The 17412-nt window shown below is 45.1% G+C and carries 16 protein-coding genes; 5 read left to right on the forward strand and 11 right to left on the reverse strand.

What is annotated here, in order from left to right; all coding sequences use genetic code 11:
* Positions 1-62 precede the first annotated feature (62 nt).
* Positions 63-221, reverse strand: a complete 159-nt coding sequence (locus ACMXYT_RS13510) for a hypothetical protein (RefSeq protein WP_415911553.1) — start codon at positions 219-221, stop codon at positions 63-65.
* Positions 222-419: 198 nt separating this feature from the next.
* Between ACMXYT_RS13510 and ACMXYT_RS13515 the strand changes: the two genes are divergently transcribed.
* Positions 420-3278, forward strand: coding sequence for a valine--tRNA ligase (locus ACMXYT_RS13515; RefSeq protein WP_415911554.1), 2859 nt, complete (start codon positions 420-422; stop codon positions 3276-3278).
* Between the two features lie 199 nt (positions 3279-3477).
* Here ACMXYT_RS13515 and ACMXYT_RS13520 read toward each other — a convergent pair whose 3' ends face one another.
* From ACMXYT_RS13520 to ACMXYT_RS13535, 4 genes are all read right to left on the reverse strand, one after another.
* Positions 3478-4212 carry a hypothetical protein gene (locus ACMXYT_RS13520; RefSeq protein ID WP_415911555.1) on the reverse strand — a complete coding sequence of 245 codons (735 nt, stop codon included), beginning with the start codon at positions 4210-4212 and terminating at the stop codon, positions 3478-3480.
* A gap of 191 nt (positions 4213-4403) precedes the next feature.
* Entirely contained in the window at positions 4404-4871 is a 468-nt protein-coding gene (locus tag ACMXYT_RS13525) for a hypothetical protein (RefSeq protein WP_415911556.1), read from the reverse strand.
* 38 nt (positions 4872-4909) lie between these two features.
* Entirely contained in the window at positions 4910-5644 is a 735-nt protein-coding gene (locus tag ACMXYT_RS13530; protein ID WP_415911557.1) for a PIN domain-containing protein, read from the reverse strand.
* A 49-nt stretch (positions 5645-5693) separates the two neighbouring features.
* Entirely contained in the window at positions 5694-6350 is a 657-nt protein-coding gene (locus ACMXYT_RS13535; RefSeq protein ID WP_415911558.1) for a hypothetical protein, read from the reverse strand.
* Between the two features lie 284 nt (positions 6351-6634).
* On the opposite strand from ACMXYT_RS13535, the gene ACMXYT_RS13540 reads away from it, so the two are divergent.
* Both ACMXYT_RS13540 and ACMXYT_RS13545 read left to right on the forward strand, forming a co-directional pair.
* Entirely contained in the window at positions 6635-7456 is an 822-nt protein-coding gene (locus ACMXYT_RS13540) for a hypothetical protein (RefSeq protein ID WP_415911559.1), read from the forward strand.
* Between the two features lie 140 nt (positions 7457-7596).
* Positions 7597-7842 (forward strand): type II toxin-antitoxin system ParD family antitoxin, encoded by a 246-nt coding sequence (locus ACMXYT_RS13545; RefSeq protein ID WP_415911560.1) that lies wholly within the window; start codon positions 7597-7599, stop codon positions 7840-7842.
* Positions 7843-7975: 133 nt separating this feature from the next.
* Here the strand turns inward: ACMXYT_RS13545 and ACMXYT_RS13550 are convergent, their stop codons facing one another.
* Positions 7976-10804 (reverse strand): FAD-binding and (Fe-S)-binding domain-containing protein, encoded by a 2829-nt coding sequence (locus ACMXYT_RS13550; RefSeq protein ID WP_415911561.1) that lies wholly within the window; start codon positions 10802-10804, stop codon positions 7976-7978.
* A 125-nt stretch (positions 10805-10929) separates the two neighbouring features.
* Here ACMXYT_RS13550 and ACMXYT_RS13555 point away from each other — a divergent pair, with 125 nt between their 5' ends.
* Positions 10930-11853, forward strand: coding sequence for a LysR family transcriptional regulator (locus ACMXYT_RS13555; RefSeq protein ID WP_415911562.1), 924 nt, complete (start codon positions 10930-10932; stop codon positions 11851-11853).
* On the opposite strand, the gene ACMXYT_RS13560 is transcribed toward ACMXYT_RS13555, so the two are convergent.
* The 5 genes from ACMXYT_RS13560 to ACMXYT_RS13580 form a co-directional block, all read right to left on the reverse strand.
* The gene (locus ACMXYT_RS13560) at positions 11783-12724 is read right to left on the reverse strand and encodes a DMT family transporter (RefSeq protein ID WP_415885666.1); all 942 of its coding nucleotides are present in this window, start codon (positions 12722-12724) and stop codon (positions 11783-11785) included. The two genes, ACMXYT_RS13555 and ACMXYT_RS13560, sit on opposite strands and share 71 nt — an antisense overlap.
* Positions 12725-12828: 104 nt before the next feature.
* Positions 12829-13398 carry a TetR/AcrR family transcriptional regulator gene (locus tag ACMXYT_RS13565; protein WP_415911563.1) on the reverse strand — a complete coding sequence of 190 codons (570 nt, stop codon included), beginning with the start codon at positions 13396-13398 and terminating at the stop codon, positions 12829-12831.
* A 252-nt stretch (positions 13399-13650) separates the two neighbouring features.
* The gene (locus ACMXYT_RS13570; RefSeq protein ID WP_415911564.1) at positions 13651-14115 is read right to left on the reverse strand and encodes a DUF302 domain-containing protein; all 465 of its coding nucleotides are present in this window, start codon (positions 14113-14115) and stop codon (positions 13651-13653) included.
* Positions 14116-14263: 148 nt separating this feature from the next.
* A complete protein-coding gene (locus ACMXYT_RS13575) occupies positions 14264-15052 on the reverse strand; it encodes a substrate-binding periplasmic protein (RefSeq protein ID WP_415911565.1) in 789 nt (262 codons plus the stop codon).
* A 79-nt stretch (positions 15053-15131) separates the two neighbouring features.
* Positions 15132-16802, reverse strand: a complete 1671-nt coding sequence (locus ACMXYT_RS13580) for a PAS domain S-box protein (protein ID WP_415911566.1) — start codon at positions 16800-16802, stop codon at positions 15132-15134.
* Positions 16803-16959: 157 nt separating this feature from the next.
* Between ACMXYT_RS13580 and cadR the strand changes: the two genes are divergently transcribed.
* Positions 16960-17406 (forward strand): Cd(II)/Pb(II)-responsive transcriptional regulator, encoded by a 447-nt coding sequence (cadR, locus tag ACMXYT_RS13585; RefSeq protein ID WP_415911567.1) that lies wholly within the window; start codon positions 16960-16962, stop codon positions 17404-17406.
* The last annotated feature ends 6 nt before the right edge of the window (positions 17407-17412 follow it).

The following is a 17412-nucleotide window of genomic DNA, read 5'->3' on the forward strand; positions in this document are numbered from 1 at the left end:
CTTAGGACGCTATCGCTAGAGGACGGCTTCGCCTAGAGAAAAACATAACCCTCAATGCACTTTTAACATACAGCTCGTTTTTTGCGTTTTGTCTCTAACTGCGTAGCGGTGTCCTCTAGTGGCGTAGCCACATCCTCTAGCCATGAAATGGCGTCCTCTAGGCGTAAGTCGTCCTTCTTTTTCTCTAGCTGCGTAGCAGCGCCCTCTAGTGGCGTAGCCACGTCCTCTAGCCATGAAATGGCGTCCTCTAGGCGCAGCCGTCCTTCTTTCTTAAGCTATTAGCAAAGTCGCGCCCTATCGTCTTCCTCGCCCTAGCTACTGCTCACTAATATCCTGTATAATGTTGGACTTTATGCGTGCTGCCCACGGCAACTCTCGGGCAGCCTAATTCGACAGATTTTCAGAAGACTCAGAGCGCAATGGATACGACTTACCAGCCGCACGAAATCGAGAAATCCTGGTACAAAACCTGGGAAGACAACAACTACTTCGCACCTCAAGGCGAAGGTGATTCTTACTGCATCATGATTCCGCCACCGAACGTCACCGGTAGCCTGCACATGGGTCACGCTTTCCAGCACACCATCATGGATGCTCTAACTCGTTACAAGCGTATGCAGGGTAAAAACACTCTGTGGCAGGTAGGTACAGACCACGCGGGTATCGCTACGCAGATGGTTGTTGAGCGCAAGCTTGCGGCTGAAGAGCAAAAATCTCGTCACGATCTAGGTCGTGATGCCTTTATCGAAAAGATCTGGGAATGGAAAGAAGAGTCCGGCGGTACCATTACTCGCCAGATGCGTCGCTTAGGTAACTCTGTAGATTGGGCGAACGAGCGCTTCACAATGGACTCTGGTTTCTACCACGCGGTTCAAGAAGTATTTATCCGTCTGTACGACGAAGGCTTAGTTTACCGTGGCAAGCGCCTAGTAAACTGGGACCCTAAACTGCACACGGCGATCTCTGATCTGGAAGTTGAGAACAAAGAAGTCAAAGGCAAGATGTGGTACCTACGTTACCCACTAGCTGATGGCGTAAAAACTGCGGCTGGCGAAGACCACATCGTTGTAGGTACGACTCGTCCAGAAACAATGCTAGGTGATACCGGTGTTGCGGTTAACCCTGAAGATGAGCGCTACAAAGACCTAATCGGTAAAGAGATCGTTCTTCCGCTTGTTGGCCGTCGTATTCCAATTGTTGGCGACGAACACGCTGACATGGAAAAAGGCACAGGTTGCGTAAAAATCACCCCTGCACACGACTTCAACGATAACGAAGTGGGTAAGCGTTGCAACCTACCGATGATCAACGTCCTAACCTACAACGCAGATATTCGCGAAGAAGGTGAAGGCTTTAACACTGACGGTACGCCAAACAACGATATCGACACTAACATCCCGGAGAAATACCGTGGTATGGAGCGCTTTGCAGCGCGTCGTGAAATCGTTGCTGATTTCGAAGCAGCAGGCTTGCTAGTTAAGATCGAAGAAAACGACATGACGGTTCCTTACGGCGACCGTGGTGGCGTAGTTATCGAGCCAATGCTAACTGACCAGTGGTTTGCTGATGCGAAGACGCTAGCAAAACCAGCGGTTGAAGCAGTAGAAAAAGGCGACATCAAATTTGTACCACAGCAGTACGAGAACATGTACAACGCTTGGATGCGCGACATTCAAGACTGGTGTATCTCTCGTCAGCTTTGGTGGGGCCACCGTATTCCAGCCTTCTACGATAACGAAGGCAACGTATACGTAGCGAACGACAAAGAAGCTGCGCGCGAAAAATACGGTCTAGATCCAGAAGTTGAACTACGTCAGGACGATGACGTTCTTGATACATGGTTCAGCTCGGCACTATGGACATTCGGCACACTAGGTTGGCCTGAAAACACTCAGCGCCTACAAACGTTCCACCCGACTGATGTGCTAGTAACAGGTTTCGACATCATCTTCTTCTGGGTGGCACGCATGATCATGATGACCATGCACTTCATGAAAGATGAAGACGGCAACCCACAAGTACCATTCAAAACTGTTTACGTTACCGGCCTTATCCGTGACGAAAACGGCGACAAGATGTCCAAGTCTAAAGGTAACGTACTAGACCCACTGGACATGATCGACGGCATCGAGCTAGATACGCTGCTAGAAAAGCGTTGCGGCAACATGATGCAGCCACAACTAGCTGAGAAGATCGGCAAACGTACGAAGAAAGAGTTCCCAGAAGGTATTCAGGCACACGGTACTGACGCACTTCGCTTCACCCTTGCTGCACTGGCTTCGACTGGCCGTGACATCAACTGGGATATGAAGCGCCTAGAAGGTTACCGTAACTTCTGTAACAAGATCTGGAACGCAGCACGTTACGTGCTAATGAACACTGAAGGTGAAGATTGCGGTCAGGATGCTAATGCTGACGTTGAGCTATCTCTAGCTGATCGCTGGATCGCTAGCCGCCTACAAGCGGTAGAAGCAGAAGTAGTTAAACACTTCGACGAGTACCGTTTTGATATGGCATCTAAGTCACTATACGACTTCATCTGGAACGACTACTGTGCATGGTACCTAGAGCTTTCTAAGCCAGTACTGTGGGACGAAGATGCATCCGAAGCAGCTAAACGTGGCACTCGCCGTACCCTAGTTCGCGTACTGGAATCTATCCTACGCCTTTCTCACCCAATCATGCCGTACATCACCGAAGAGATCTGGCAGCAGGTTAAAGGTCTAGCCGGTGTTGAAGGCGACACCATCATGACTCAGGCTTACCCTGTACCAAGCACTGACAAGATCGATAGCGATGCAGAAGCTGAGATCGAATGGCTACAAGGCGTTATCACTGGTGTACGTAACATCCGTGGTGAAATGGGCATCTCCCCTGCTAAAGAGCTAGACGTACTGTTCCAGAACGGTGGTGATCTAGACAAGCAACGTCTAGAAGCAAACCGTACCTTCCTATCTAAACTAGCGTCCCTAAGCAGCATCACATGGCTAAATGCCGGTGACGAAGCACCAATGGCAGCAACTCAGCTAGTGGGCGATATGGAAGTATTGGTACCAATGGCCGGCCTAATCAACAAAGATGCTGAACTTGCTCGTCTACAGAAAGAACTAGACAAGCTACAGAAAGAGATCAGCCGTGTTGAAGGTAAGCTAGGTAACGAGAAATTCGTATCCAATGCACCAGAAGCAGTTATCGCGAAAGAGCGTGAGAAGCTTGCAGGCTCTCAAGCAGCATTCGATAAACTGAAAGAGCAATACGGTAAGATCGAAGCGCTTTAAGCACAGATCGCTACGCTTCTAGCACGCTTCGCGCTTAGGACGCGGCTGCGCCGCTAGAGTTGCTAGAAAAAGCGCTAAAGACAAAAAAGCCCAAGCAGTTAATTCTGTTTGGGCTTTTTTATTTCGTCATTCCAGCGAAGGCTGGAATCCAAGGTTTTCAGCCGCAAGTATAAGAAAGCGAAACCACGAGCAATTATTTTTACCTTCCTTCGATCAGAATTCTTCGCCTTAGTGTACCTTCAGGGGCCAACTCACCCACCGCATCTAAGAAGCGCTGTCGTTCCTCAGAGGAAAGGTAGTGTTTACCTCCTGCCAACCAAACTTCTTCATTATCCACCACCTTACCGATAATAATTGGCTGTTCAGCATTGAACATACCCAAAAGTGACAGCCCTTCATTGCATGGGGTATACCAAGCAACATTTTTCCTTTTTGATAAAACTCGCTTAACCAAGCGCGGATCATCAAAAGGAATCAAGTTCGCAAAATCCAGCTCTACCAACTTTTGTAGATGAGAAGACCCACGCCAAACCATAATCCCTTCGGCGAGCTTTGCTTCCTCAAAGGAATTCATAGGCCGAGTCGAAGAGATAAAGCAGATCGGCACTTCCCATAGTTTCGCCAACCAGCTAAAGCGCTCTTCCCGCTCGGACGTACGGGTAAATGGGAAAAGAAGATATTTCTTAGATTTTTCCGTTTCTAACACAGCGCGGGACCACGGAACGATGCGGTAATCTATTGTTACTCCAGCTTTGCTCGCGGCTTGAGCAAAGAAATCCGGATAGATCCCCTCTATCACCCCCTCTCTTTTCTCCAAAAGGCCCGACATCAACTCCGTAGAGATGAGCGTCACTCCTGAATGATTATCCGCCCACACAGGGTTATTTACATTCAGTATCAAAAACAAAGAGAGACAGAGAGTTCTTATCTTCACTAGGGTTTCACCAATAGATCTACAAAAAGCTGTATGTAGTCTAGCAATGAAATGGGGGGCTCGCTTAAGGGCAGATCGCTTCGCTTGTAGAACGCTTCGCGCTAGGACGCGGCTTCGCCGCGAGAGTGGTTAGAAAAAGCCTTGAAAGAAAAAAACCAGACAAGGAGTTGTCTGGTTTTTTGTTGAATTGATCAAAGCCTATTTTGAAACGAGGCTAATTCTTTATTTTTTAATTCAATAGAAGCTTCGCAGATATACATCATTTTTTTAATCTGAGCTAACTTTAACCTTAATGCATTGATATTGCTCGATAATCCATCAACATGTATTCCATCAGATTCACCTCGTGACACCATATCAGTCTTCAAGTTACTTAAGTCTGCAATAGAGTTACTAATATAAGCATATTCACGATTAATACTTTCGAGCTTCAACGTTTCTTCTTCAATCTTACTTTTTAAGTTATCTAGATAAGTCCCATGTTCACCAGAATGCTCGGCTTCAATTAAATCATCACTAAATTCATCCCAGCTTTCATAACTTTTATTATGGATCACTGACGGCCTACTAACTTCGCGCACCTCTTCAAGAGACTCTTTACTTACTTCTTCGTTTTGAGCTTCCTTTGCAAGCTTAAGGAAAGTTGTTGGTTTATACATCAAAAAGTATCGATCGGCCTCAACTCTCATTTCTTCAACTAGTTCAGGCCTAGGCCCCACCGTCTTACCATTAACAATTTCCCACCAACTTCTTTGTTATCATCCGTAACAAATACAATATCCGTTTTATTATCTTTGGCATGCTCAAGGATAGATTTCCAAATAAGAAAATCCCCATAGGGCCTCAGGCGATCTGAAAAGCACGCATCTCCTGAGGCTTTACTAGCATCTTTGTAGCCTGGAGGTATTTTCTCTTTATACCTGCCCTCGCCTTCACTAATAATTTCTTCTAAATAATCTCTGCTTGGCTTACCCGATACTTTTCCATCAAAAATATCAAACACCTTTTCTTTAATTTCATCTTCAATAATACGATTAGTATTTATTTCCTGACTTTCTCGAAGTTCTTCTTGAATATCTATAAAAAGTTCGGATAGTGCCATAGATGATTTTTTGCTAATAAACGGATGGCTTCGAGAGCTATTGATTGTATTTATTAACTTTTTAATATCTTTAATAGTTTCATCATATGCTTTCTGTTGGTCTGAAATTACCTTAGTACGATTCTTTAGAAACTCCTCCGCACAGCGATAGGGCAACCATAAACGATCATCTAGTGCCAATATTGATTTAATAAAATCATCTCTTGTTTCATCTGAGTACCGATATAGATTCAGTAATACATTTGTATCGAAGACAAAAGTGCTCTGTCCCCAAATTTCCTTTTTTAGAACATCGTTTAGCTTACAATATCCTGGAAAAGCCTCTCTCATGAATCAAACCCTGCTCAATCGATATACATAGGTATTAAGACAGAAGGAATCAACACCCTTGATCTTCTTTGTTATTCGCATTCTGCTTTTCTTCATACCTTTTAAAAGCATCCCTCACATCGAGAGCACGAGTGAAGGTATTCATTGTACGAACAGGAAAAACGAGAACTGCTAAACCAAATAGAAATACAACTCCGCTTGATAACAACATGCTAGGTGTTACTTGATCGGCAAGCGCAAGGTTAGTAATAAGGGAACCAAGGAGATACAGAATAAATACAAATGTTATTAAATTCCAAATTGCCTCAACCCTATCGATTTTCCTAACTAAAACTCTTACTTCACCACCCTCATGTCTAACATAGGAACTTACCTTTCGCAGACCAAGGACAGTAATATCCCCTTCGGAATTTTTCAGAATTTCAGCTATCTTTTTACGACCCTTATAATCGGTACTAATACCAGTTGTGCGTAAAAATGAGATTTGATCTAAGGACTCTTCAAGTACATATTTTGTTTCATCAGAGATCCTTTCTAGATCTAACAACCCTGAAATTGAGCGTATTTTTCTATCTCTAATATAATCAAACGAGTCTATGATTCTTCTGGCCTGCGCTAAGCAAACAAAAACGATCAAGATGGCAATTGATGTCCAATCACCTGATGTGATTACTTCAAGAACTGTCGAAATGCTAGTTACGTCCACGAAGACCACCAGCTAACATTTGAACCCCTATACCGAACGGTTGAGGCTTTCATATTTTTCTGGCTACTAGCAAGCGGAGCGTCTGGCCACTCGCTACTGATTTTCCCTTCCATCGTCTTTCCTTTTGACGAAGATAATCCACGGCCTACTTGGCCTTAGTAAGGCTAACTAGTCTGCCTGCGCTCCGAAGTTATGACAACTACATGAATTGATAAGAATCAAAACGTTATAGGTTATCTATCAACTTTTTTTGATGTATCGTGCTTAAGTTAGAAATTATTAATATGGAGCTGGAAGCTAAGGACAGTATGAATAAGCCCGTAGAAGAACCTAAAACACTAACCGACGTAATTAAATCTAGTACTAAAATACTCCCGCTTGTCGCTGGAGTTATTGCCATCTTAGCCCCTCTAGGCTACCTCATAGGGCTCGGTTACCATTCAGGCTACCTAAATGAATTCGGAGTTCCTACGTCAGCGTTTCCTCTTTCCATTACAGATGGTTATGTAAATGCCTACTATGTAACTCTATTCTATGTAGTAGATATATTCGGATATATGTTCGCGAGTAATTTCTGGTCTGAATTATTTATTATTGCAGGAGTTATTTTTTTAATTTTCTACAGTTTCGTAAAAGCTATTCGATATGGTCACCCCGACTCCCAGGATCGAATTCAACTCCCTGATCAGATCAACCTTTTTTTCAAATATTTCCACCCATCACAGAATGATTTTACTGCCACATTCATGATTTTCTTTGGAGCCCTGACGTTCATAAGCACTATTGTATATTTAGCTATATTTTTTATGTTCTTATGGGTAATGATTTCATGGTTAAGCCTGGAAAAAGGAGAGGAACACGCCCAAGAATCAAAGAAGAAATTTGTATCGGATGGTTGTATATACCAACCTTCAACGAGTATCTCTTCCTGCATTAAAGTTATTGACGCTAAAGGAACTACTGTTCATGAAGGGTTGCTAATTGCTCTACATGGCAGACGCTTCGCTGTATTCACCAACAACGGACCTATAATCTCTGATCTTCCAGAAGGAGCTCAGTTGGTAAGGGCATTTAGTAAAGGCACATACTCAGATAATCAACAATAAGGTAATAGCTTTTTCTCTAGCCGCGAAGCGGCGTCCTAGCGACTAGAAGGCAAAGCCTGTTCTAACCACTAACTTCTGTATTTAAAATAACAATTTTTGCTAAACTTCGTCATATCTGATCAAAAAGCAGGCAATCAATAATGAATGTATCACTCACTCCAAAACTGGAAGCGTTTGTGAAATCAAAGGTGGAAAGTGGCAGTTATAACTCCTCTAGCGAGGTTGTACGGGAAGCTTTGCGTTTACTCGAACAAAGAGATGCCGAAGAGCAGCTAAAACTAGAAACCCTTAGAGCAGAGATCCAGAAAGGTTTGGATTCCGTCGCTGCAGGCAAGGTAAGAGACGGTAAAGAAGTGTTTGAAGATATTAAAAAAGCTGAAACCTGAGGGCGTCAGGTTTCAGCCAAAAACATCCCTGTAATAACTTGAACTGGCTTTTTCTCTAGCCACGCATTGGCGTCCTCTAGCGTAGCCGTCCTCTAGCCGCGAAGCGGCGTCCTAAAAGCGAAGCGTTCTGCCCCTAAACCTTCCTCTCAGTACACTGATCAACTAAGTAGACAATGGACTGGTAGTCGATGCCTGAATGGTGGCTTAGGCCAATTTCACAGGTACGGCTAGTTGAGTAGCCGCTGCTACAGCCTTCAACTTGATCCGCTAGTGTGCGTAGTGCTGATGCATTCAATTCTGGCGTAGTGAAGCCTTTATCACCGGCAAAACCACAGCAGGTAATCTGATCAGGAACCACGACATTGGTGCTGCAGGCGTTCATCACTTCGACGATTTTTTGGTCCAGACCTAAGCGACGTGCGGAGCAGGTTATGTGAAGGGCAACTTTGTCATCCACAGGGTTGAAGTCCAGTTTGTCCATCATAAAGGTGTGAATAAAGTCGACCGGCTCATACAGCTTGATACGAGAATCTAGATTCTCTTTTAGCTGCATCGTACATGGACTAGTGTCACAGTAGACAGGAATCTCTCCGCCATTACTCGCTTCTAGCAGCATATCGACTGTTTCAGCAGCTTTAGCTTCGGCCTGGTTAAACATGCCTTTACTCTTAAACGGCATACCGCAGCATTGTTCTTTAAGGTTTTGTGGATAGATAACCTCAAAGCCTGCTTTGCGTAGCAGCGCTTCTGTTTTGTCCACTAGCGAGGTTTGTTGTTCTGCTCCACGCGCTGGCCCCATAGTGCGGCTAGCACAGCTTGGCAGGTAAACCACCTTCAGTTTGTTACCTGAGGTATTTGTTGGCTGAGCTGGTTGGCGCTTTTCCGTCTCCAGTTTAGGTGCCGGTGTCGGCATCTCTGGGCTCCAGTAACCAATCTTATTGCCAGAGAGTTTGCGGGCAGTACGCGTTACCGCACCCATCGCTTTACTACCCAGCAAGCCGTGACTCATATCAGCTACACCAAAGGCGGTTTTCGCCGCTTTGGTAACCGTACCAAAGTTATTAGCGATCCATTCGGACATACCTTCACGGCTGGCGTGACGTTCGTGGCGAAGCTGTCGAACCAAATCACCGGTATTAATGCCTACAGGACAAACAGTTGAGCACAAGCCACAGCCCGCACAGGTATCTACTGCCATATAGTCATATTCATCAGCGAAAGCTTGCTGGTTTTCACCCTCTAACAACGCCAGTTCGCGCTTGCCGATAATACGCTGGCGCGGGCTGAGTGTTAGATTTTTCGATGGGCACATACGCTCACAGAAACCACACTCGATACACTGATCAACAATATCGCTAACGGCTTTCATCGGCTTCAGGTTACTGATATGCAGCTTTGGATTTTGCGTGATCATGACATCCGGGTTTAGGATGCCTTGTGGATCAAAGATACGCTTGATCTCCAACATGGCGCTGTAGGCTTCATCACCCCACTCTTTCTGGACGAAAGGAGCCATGTTACGACCGGTGCCATGTTCCGCTTTTAGAGAGCCATCGTATTTGTTAACAACGACATCGCAGACTTCATCGATAAAGCGTTCGTAACGATCGACCTCTTCTTTACTGCTAAAGCCTTGAGAGAAGATAAAGTGCAGGTTGCCATCTAAAGCGTGGCCGTAGATAACACCATCATCGTAACCAAACTTCTGCATCAACTGCTGAAGATCCACCAGCGCATCCGCTAGCGTTTCGATTGGGAAAGCGACGTCTTCGATCAGCGCTGTCGTGCCTTTCGGACGCGTTGCACCTACTGCAGGGAAGATCCCTTTACGCACATTCCAGTACGCCTGATATTCCGATGGCTTATCGGTAAAGCTGGCTGGTACAACCAATTCGAGATCGTCGATCTCAGTAAGAATCGTCGCGATATGGCTTTCTAGAATCTCTTGCTCATCGGCTTCAGCTTGAACCAAGATCGCTGTCGCACCTTCTGGTACGCCTTGGATATAACTTGGTACACCATCCATGTGCTGTACCGCTTTAAGTGCAAAGTAGTCGATCATCTCTGCCGCAGATACTGGCGTTTTATTTAGCTTAAAACGCGTTACCGCAATACTTGCTGTACGGATATCAGGGAAGACCAAAAACGCGGATGCTTTTAGCGGGTACTTACGAATCGTGTTGTGAGTGATCTCAGAGATAAAGCCTAGCGTGCCTTCAGACCCGATCATCAAACGCCCGATGATATCGATTGGATCATCCCATTCGATTAGGGAACGTAAACCATAACCGGTGGTATTTTTAACTTCGTATTTACGCAAGATACGTTTGCTTAACGCGGTGTTACTACGAAGCTTTTTCGATAGCGCTTCTACGTCGGCAATCATGCCTGCATGACTCACGCGAAACGCTTCACGGCTCTCTTCTGAGCCTGTATCCAGCACAGTGCCGTCTAAGAGTACAAAGCGAGCTGAATCCATCACACCGTATGTGTCCATAGAGTTCATGCCCGCCGCATTGTTAATAGCGATACCACCCACAGTAGCCGCATCGATCGACGCTGGCATCGGTGCGAGTTGACGCTCTAATGGCGCGAGATAGCGGTTGGCATCGCCACCTAGCACGCCACACTGCATGCGGATTTTTTTACCCGACTCTAGAATCTCATAGTCTTTCCAATCCGGTGTTAGGGAAAGCATGATCGAGTTGGTAATCGATTGGCCTGACAGGCTGGTGCCGGAAGCACGGAACGTAATCGGCAAGTTAAGTTTTGTCGCTAAAGCCATCAGATGGATCACTTCGGACTCTTCCGCTACTTGCACAATCACCTTAGGCAGCAAGCGGTAAAAGCTTGCATCTGTACCGTAAGCAAGGGTACGAAGGTAATCAGTAATAATCCGCTTTTCCGGAATAAACTTAGCGGCTTCAGCAATAAATTCTTGGTATTTATCCTGTTCCTGCATGATGCGATCCTGTCAGTTGAGCTTTAGTTATTATGATTTTGAGATAGGTTAGCTCAAACGCTATAATTAAATTAGCGTGCACAATCGAATTTAATTGATTCCAAATATTAAATAATAAAACCGATATGAATAATCTGGATGATATGCTGCTGTTCGCCCAAGTGGTGAAACTCAAGTCTTTCCGCGCCGTAGCGGAACAAAGAGGTGTAGCGAGCTCTGTGGTGAGCAAACATATTTCGCGGCTGGAGAAGCATTTAGGCGTGCAATTGCTGATCCGCACCACCCGAAAGCTGAACCTTACAGAAGCGGGTGAAGAGTTCTATCATCACTGTCAGCAGTTAGAAAGTGGTGTAGCGTTAGCCGAGCAAGCAGTGTCTCAACATGCTGAGCAGCCTCAAGGCCTTTTACGTATTGCTGCACCGATGATATCGGGTCAGTTCTTCCTTCCTGCCGTTGTTGATGAGTATCTAAAACGCTATCCAGAGATGAAGGTTGAAATGGTGATTAAGGATAGCTTTCAAGATCTAATCTCAAACGGTTTTGACCTCGCAATTCGTACCGGTACTTTATCCGATTCGACCCTGCGAGCCCGTCTTTTGGTGCAATCCCGTTGGTACGCTTATGCTTCACCAGAGTATTTAAAAGAGCACGGCACGCCTAAAAAGATAGCCGATCTGGACGAGCACAACTGCCTGCAGTTTAAGTATCAAGAAACCGGCCCCCATGACTGGCCAATCACGGTAAAAGGCCAGCCCGATCGTATTAAAGTAAATGGCCGTTTTCAGGCAAGTTCTCTCGTTACCTTAAGGGAATCTGCGATTGCCGGAACTGGGATTGCGTTTATGCCAGTCTTCCTTGTACGTGACGAGGTTGCCCGCGGCGAACTTGTCCCAGTATTACAGGAATGGGTTTACCGCGATGTCGGCATTTACGCGATCTACCCCAATATTCGCTATGTACCCCGTAAGATCAGTGCCTTTATTGAGCTTCTAGCGGAAGCTTATGAGGAGCATTGCTGCGCGTTTCATTCGCAACGTTTTCATGAGTAATCGCCTCTTTCGACCTGATATTGGCGACTAATATACCGATTACTACCACTGCAAATCCGCCCCAGTCTGCCGGGGTTGGTACTTGTTCAAATAGAGGCCAAGCGATTAGCGCAGCAGCGACTGGTATACCATAAAATACGCTGGCAACTTGTGATGCACTGTTTCGATTAATCAAGATATAGAGCAAGCTCACCGCCCCTAAAGATACGCCTACTGCCATCCAGAAGATGGCCAACACAAGATCTAAATGCCACTGCATCTGCATCGTTTCAAATTGAAACGCTAACAACAGCATCACGGGGACCGTACCTAATACCTGCAATGCCCCACCGCTGATCAAGTGCATATCAGCACAGTGCTTTTTCTGAATTAACTGCCCTAGCGATAACCCCAATAACCCAACTAGAGCCCAGACTAGGGTCGTCCAGCTAATCCCTTCAACAGCTAGCCCATCAGCTACAACGACCGCTACACCGCTAATACCTATCAGCAAACCAAGCCAGCGCCAGCCCGTGACCTGCTCTTTCAGGTATGGTCCTGCCAACACTGTGACTAACAATGGCTGCAACGCAATAATCAAAGCACATACGGCAGGCTTCATTCCCAAGTAAAGTGCGTAAAATACGCCTACCGAGAACAGCCCCTGCATTAAGATTCCGGTTACTAAAATCCACCCAGGATTTTTCGGCCAAGGTGCACTGAGTAATACCGCTCCCAGTGCAAGCAAGCCACCCGCAATCGCAAAACGTACAGCTAAAAAGGTAAACGGTTCGCTATAACCTAAGCCAAGCTTCGCCCCAACGAATCCAGAGCCATACACTGCTATAAATAGCAGCATCAGTAAGATGTTCTGATTCAGATAAATTTTCATATTACCTCCTTAACTATACCTCTAAAAAATCCTGTACATACCAGTAGGTACAATTTATATTTCAAAAAAAGCCTGTAATTAAACAGGCTGTTTCTCAACGATTTCTAGTTCGTTTTCAGTGCTGCTAACATATCTAAGAAACTCTCGCAGACATCACCCACCGTATCATCTTGCTGCACCGCTCGCCCTACAACAAAACCGCCCTGTAAGACACTCAAGGTTAACTTTGCTAAAGCTTCCGGTTTATGGATCTTTACTAATGCACCGGATGATTGCGCCTCGCTATAAATCGCTGTGAAGCGTTTATGCATAGTGGAAAAATAACGTTCCAAAGGTGCTAACAGCTGTTCATCTTCGACCGATGGATCTTGAACGATTCGCCCCATACGGCAGCCCTTCAACGCATGTCGTGGCAATCTTAAATAAGCGCTTACCTGAGCTAACCAATCCCCATCCGTTTGCGCAATGATCTGATCAAACTCAGCAATCAGGTCATCCGTTCGGGATTCCATCGCAACAATCGCTAGATCCTTCTTGCCTTTAAAATGGTGATAGAAGCTGCCTTTACCCACACCACTACGCTCTAACACCTGATTAGGACTAGTGGCATCATAGCCCCGCTCCCAAAGCAGTTGCTTCATGGTATCGATCAATAACTCACGCGTAGCAGCCATAACTTAGTGTGCTCAATATTTAATTAACAAACATACTAGTAGGTACAGAAAGTATTTTCAAGCTTACGGATAACTGCAGCTTATTACGAACCATAGATTCCAGCCTTCGCTGGAAAGACAACGACTGTAGATTATTGCTCTAAAACCATGACATGGCGTCCTCTAGGCGTAAGCCGTCCTTCTTTTTCTCTAGCTGCGTAGCAGCGTCCTCTAGGCGAAGCCGTCCTCTAGCCACGTAGTGGCGTCCTATCTTTACTGCGTTGCCGCCTTTGCAAACTTACCCAAAGCACCTGACACTTTGTTTAGTACTTCATCGCACCCTTGAATATTGTGGCGCTTAGCTAAGTGAGCTGGATCGTTATAACTTAACCAAACAGAGCCTTCCGCATCTTCCCAGATCAGTGCTTTTTGCGGCAGGTCGATCGCGACACTTTGTGCGCAAAGCATCAAGGGCGTACCCACTTTTGGATTACCGAAAAGGACCAACTGCGTATCTCGTAGTTCCTTACCAATTTTCTCAGCGCCAGCGCTGTGATCAATTCGGGCAAATACCGTCATGCCTTTAGCGTTTAAAACCGTTTCTAATTTATCGGCCGTTTGAACCGCGCTGTGTTGGCTTTTCACATTGATCATGCCATCTCCAGCCTGAACTGAAGTACTCATTGCAACGCCCAGAGCAACTTTACCCGCTACCGCACCTGTGATTTTTCCCATCATTCATCTCCCTATTTATAATCTCTAATTGCTTAGCTCGGACAAGCAAAATGATGATTAATTCAATTTAAGCGATATATCAGGTTTAGCCATTTAAGATAGAGACAGGCATAAAGGAGAGACAAACCTTTCAGAAGAAGAGTGTTAACTTTTACATTAGGTATTTACTGTAAATTTGTTCGTATTTGTCTGATGCTTTCACTTTGTCTAAAGCCGCCTGCCACCTTTGGATCACACTATCTGGGATCTCTTTAGAGCAAGCAATATAGAGAGGAAACTCCAGTAATTTAACCTGCGTGGGAACCAGAGCATCTGCTGCTTTATCTATCTGCTTTAAATAATACACAACGCCTAGAGGGCTAATATTTACAGCCAATTCGGCTCGATTTGAAAATAATAGGCTGAATTGACGATCTCTGGCAGAAAGCTTTATTACATTGGTAATACCTAGCTCATCTACCTTATTTGCGACCAGCCCTTTATAGGGAACGGTGATGTTATTTGCCTTTTTAACATCATCAATCGTACGGTAAATTTTGGCGTTATCTTTGCGTTTGTAAAAGTAGATCGCTTCTTGGGATATAGGGCCGATCCATTTGAACTTAGCTTCTCTTTCCGGCGTTCGGAACAAAGAGAAGTACATCACATTAGGTAAGGTTTCCAACATCCGATCGCCTCGGACCCCTGGATAGATTGAAATAGGATACTCTTCGCCCAACTCATCCATAATTGCCTGAACAATCTCTATTGAGAACCCTTTCAGCTCGCCATTTTCTTCATAATTGTATGGTGCCCAATCCTCAGTAATAACTTTCAAATCAGGCTGAGCAATGGCTTGATAGCTATAGAAAGAAACAATCCAAATCAGCATTAAGCGCAATAAAGCGACTTTTATCTGCGCGAAATTTATGTTCACAATGATGGAGTTACAGTTACGCATAAGCTCAATTTATTCTTATTGGGTGAGTAACGAATTTAAGTATAGACGCTTTCCTAGACTGCTTATGCCCGCAGAGTTTTCACTCACAGGACAGATCAGGCAAAGTTAGTTTAACGAGCAAACCTGGCTCATTATTGTGCAAACTGATGCTGCCACCTAAGACAACCGAGACGAGGTTATAGACTCTATAGAGGCCAAGCCCAGACGTACCATGTCCCATTTTCGATGAGAAAAATGGGTCAAAGGCGTGCTCTTTAACCTTCTCATCCATGCCTTGACCGTTATCAGAAAAATCGATTTCAACACCGGATTTTCCCTTAAACACGGCAAGCTCAATTAGGCTGCCCTCCTCTAGCTGAGCGTGGTTCAGGCTGTTCTCTATGAGACTTACTAAAATTTGTTCGAGCGCTTCATCATTACTACAAATCCTCAGATCTGGAGGAACGTTATTAGCTAATTCGATATGTCTCTGTTTACAACGATGCAAATAAGCACCAAAAACCCCTTTAGCAATGCCATGAAGAGAGAAACTTCTAGTAACTTTTGTTTTGGTATCACTTGATAGCTCTTTAAAGCGATTAATCAGATTAATGCTTCGATTGAGATTGTGATCCATCAAAGCAATCGATTCCGCTTCTGTTTCCAAATATGCACGGAGTTGAGACTGACTCAGGCTGCTGTTATCAAAAGAGTGTTGTAACTCTTCCAAATTATTTTGTGCTGTCGTTAATCCTAAGAGAATATTCCCTAAAGGAGAGTTCAGTTCATGTGCTACACCAGAAACTAAACGCCCAAGTCCAGCGAGCTTTTTAGCTTCAACTAGCTGCTGCAGTGTTGATTGCAACTCCTCGTGAGCCCGTTTTAATTTGAGGTGATGATCTTTTTCAGCTTGCTCAGCTTTTACACGATCAGTTATATCCTGAAGCGTTTCGATGGCACCTACTGTATTTCCGTCAGTATCTAGCAACGGCGATGCGTTAAAGTGGAGCCAATGTCCAGAAGGGCCGATGTTGGGGAAAAGATCCTCAGCTTCACAGGCGCCGTTTATCAAACTCGATACAGCAAAGTTATATCCGTAGTACCCCTGTATCTTTTCAGCGGGTGCATTATCCACAACAAGATCGGCCATAGTCGGCCTTGATTCAGCATAGAAGCCACGCCAACTATCATCACGTCCAATTGCTTCACTCGCAGACACACCAGTCAGCGCCTCACAAGCTTTATTCCAATGGGTCACCTTGTGCTCTTTATCGATCACAAAGGTTGCAATTGGGCTTCCTTGCAGTATTTGCGATAGTTGTTGTTGGCTAGCTTTCACCGCCTGCTGAGCATTATGTAGAAGCGTTAAGTTACGCCCTACACCGCGATAACCGGTAAAGTTACCTTCACGATCATAAGCAGGCTTACCACTAACCGAATAATGCTGAACAACACCATCATTCCCCGGCACTTCATATTCAAAATCGCGGAAAGGCAAGTGCTGTTCGTATCGCTCGATGTGGGCTTGTATCTCTTGATCAGTTAGACCCTGAATAGGCATCTCCCAACGTCGCTTGCCGATAAAAAGGCTCTGTTTACGTTGGAGCTTCTCGGTCAACATCCCCCAAAAGCGTACAAATCTGAATGATTCATCCTGCTCCCAAAACCAGTCGGAAGATAAGCCGGCAAAGTCGGATAGAAGCTCGTTCTCATCTTCTAACTCTTGGATACGCTTCTGTAATGCTTCTATGGATGGCGTTTTATCAGACATAACCACAGCTAATACAAATGGGGTGACTCAATTCAGAATAGTTAACGAACCGTTTATTCTCAAAAAACCAAAGCGTATTTCCGAGCGTCAACACTGGCGGTTGTTAGGTTGAACCTTTAAAACCCTATAACTACTATAAGGTTAAGAGGACAATAAAATGAAAATCGGCCAATTAGCAAAACGCACAGAATGTCAGGTAGAAACCATTCGCTACTGGGAGAAAGAGGGCTTACTTCCAGCTCCCTATCGTTCTGAAGGTAATTATCGGATCTACAACGAGCGGCATCTAAGTCGCATTCTGTTTATCCGTAACTGCCGTAGTTTAGATATGAGCCTTCATGAGATACGAACATTGCTAGCCCTCAAAGATCAACCGTCTGAAAGCTGCCACGATATTAACGATCTAGTCGATAGCCATATTGAGCACGTTGTTAAACGTATCCAAGCCCTCACATCTTTAGAACAAGATCTACGCAGTTTACGCCAACGTTGTGAGACAGAGAGCGATATCGAACACTGTGGCATACTTGAGGGGCTCTCCTCCGATAAACCCCATACCGAACCAGACACTGACACACATATTAGCGGTCTACACGGCCATTAAAGCTAC

The sequence above is a fragment of the Neptuniibacter sp. QD37_11 genome (assembly GCF_047778105.1).
GTDB lineage: Bacteria > Pseudomonadota > Gammaproteobacteria > Pseudomonadales > Balneatricaceae > Neptuniibacter.

Bases quoted from the DNA above. Each gene is read 5' to 3' on its own strand.
- ACMXYT_RS13515 (WP_415911554.1), top strand. From the start codon at position 420: ATGGATACGACTTACCAGCCGCACGAAATCGAGAAATCCTGGTACAAA.
- ACMXYT_RS13525 (WP_415911556.1), bottom strand. From the start codon at position 4,871: ATGTATAAACCAACAACTTTCCTTAAGCTTGCAAAGGAAGCTCAAAAC.
- ACMXYT_RS13530 (WP_415911557.1), bottom strand. From the start codon at position 5,644: ATGAGAGAGGCTTTTCCAGGATATTGTAAGCTAAACGATGTTCTAAAA.
- ACMXYT_RS13540 (WP_415911559.1), top strand. From the start codon at position 6,635: ATGGAGCTGGAAGCTAAGGACAGTATGAATAAGCCCGTAGAAGAACCT.
- ACMXYT_RS13545 (WP_415911560.1), top strand. From the start codon at position 7,597: ATGAATGTATCACTCACTCCAAAACTGGAAGCGTTTGTGAAATCAAAG.
- ACMXYT_RS13550 (WP_415911561.1), bottom strand. From the start codon at position 10,804: ATGCAGGAACAGGATAAATACCAAGAATTTATTGCTGAAGCCGCTAAG.
- ACMXYT_RS13555 (WP_415911562.1), top strand. From the start codon at position 10,930: ATGAATAATCTGGATGATATGCTGCTGTTCGCCCAAGTGGTGAAACTC.
- ACMXYT_RS13560 (WP_415885666.1), bottom strand. From the start codon at position 12,724: ATGAAAATTTATCTGAATCAGAACATCTTACTGATGCTGCTATTTATA.
- ACMXYT_RS13565 (WP_415911563.1), bottom strand. From the start codon at position 13,398: ATGGCTGCTACGCGTGAGTTATTGATCGATACCATGAAGCAACTGCTT.
- ACMXYT_RS13570 (WP_415911564.1), bottom strand. From the start codon at position 14,115: ATGATGGGAAAAATCACAGGTGCGGTAGCGGGTAAAGTTGCTCTGGGC.
- ACMXYT_RS13575 (WP_415911565.1), bottom strand. From the start codon at position 15,052: ATGCGTAACTGTAACTCCATCATTGTGAACATAAATTTCGCGCAGATA.
- ACMXYT_RS13580 (WP_415911566.1), bottom strand. From the start codon at position 16,802: ATGTCTGATAAAACGCCATCCATAGAAGCATTACAGAAGCGTATCCAA.
- cadR (WP_415911567.1), top strand. From the start codon at position 16,960: ATGAAAATCGGCCAATTAGCAAAACGCACAGAATGTCAGGTAGAAACC.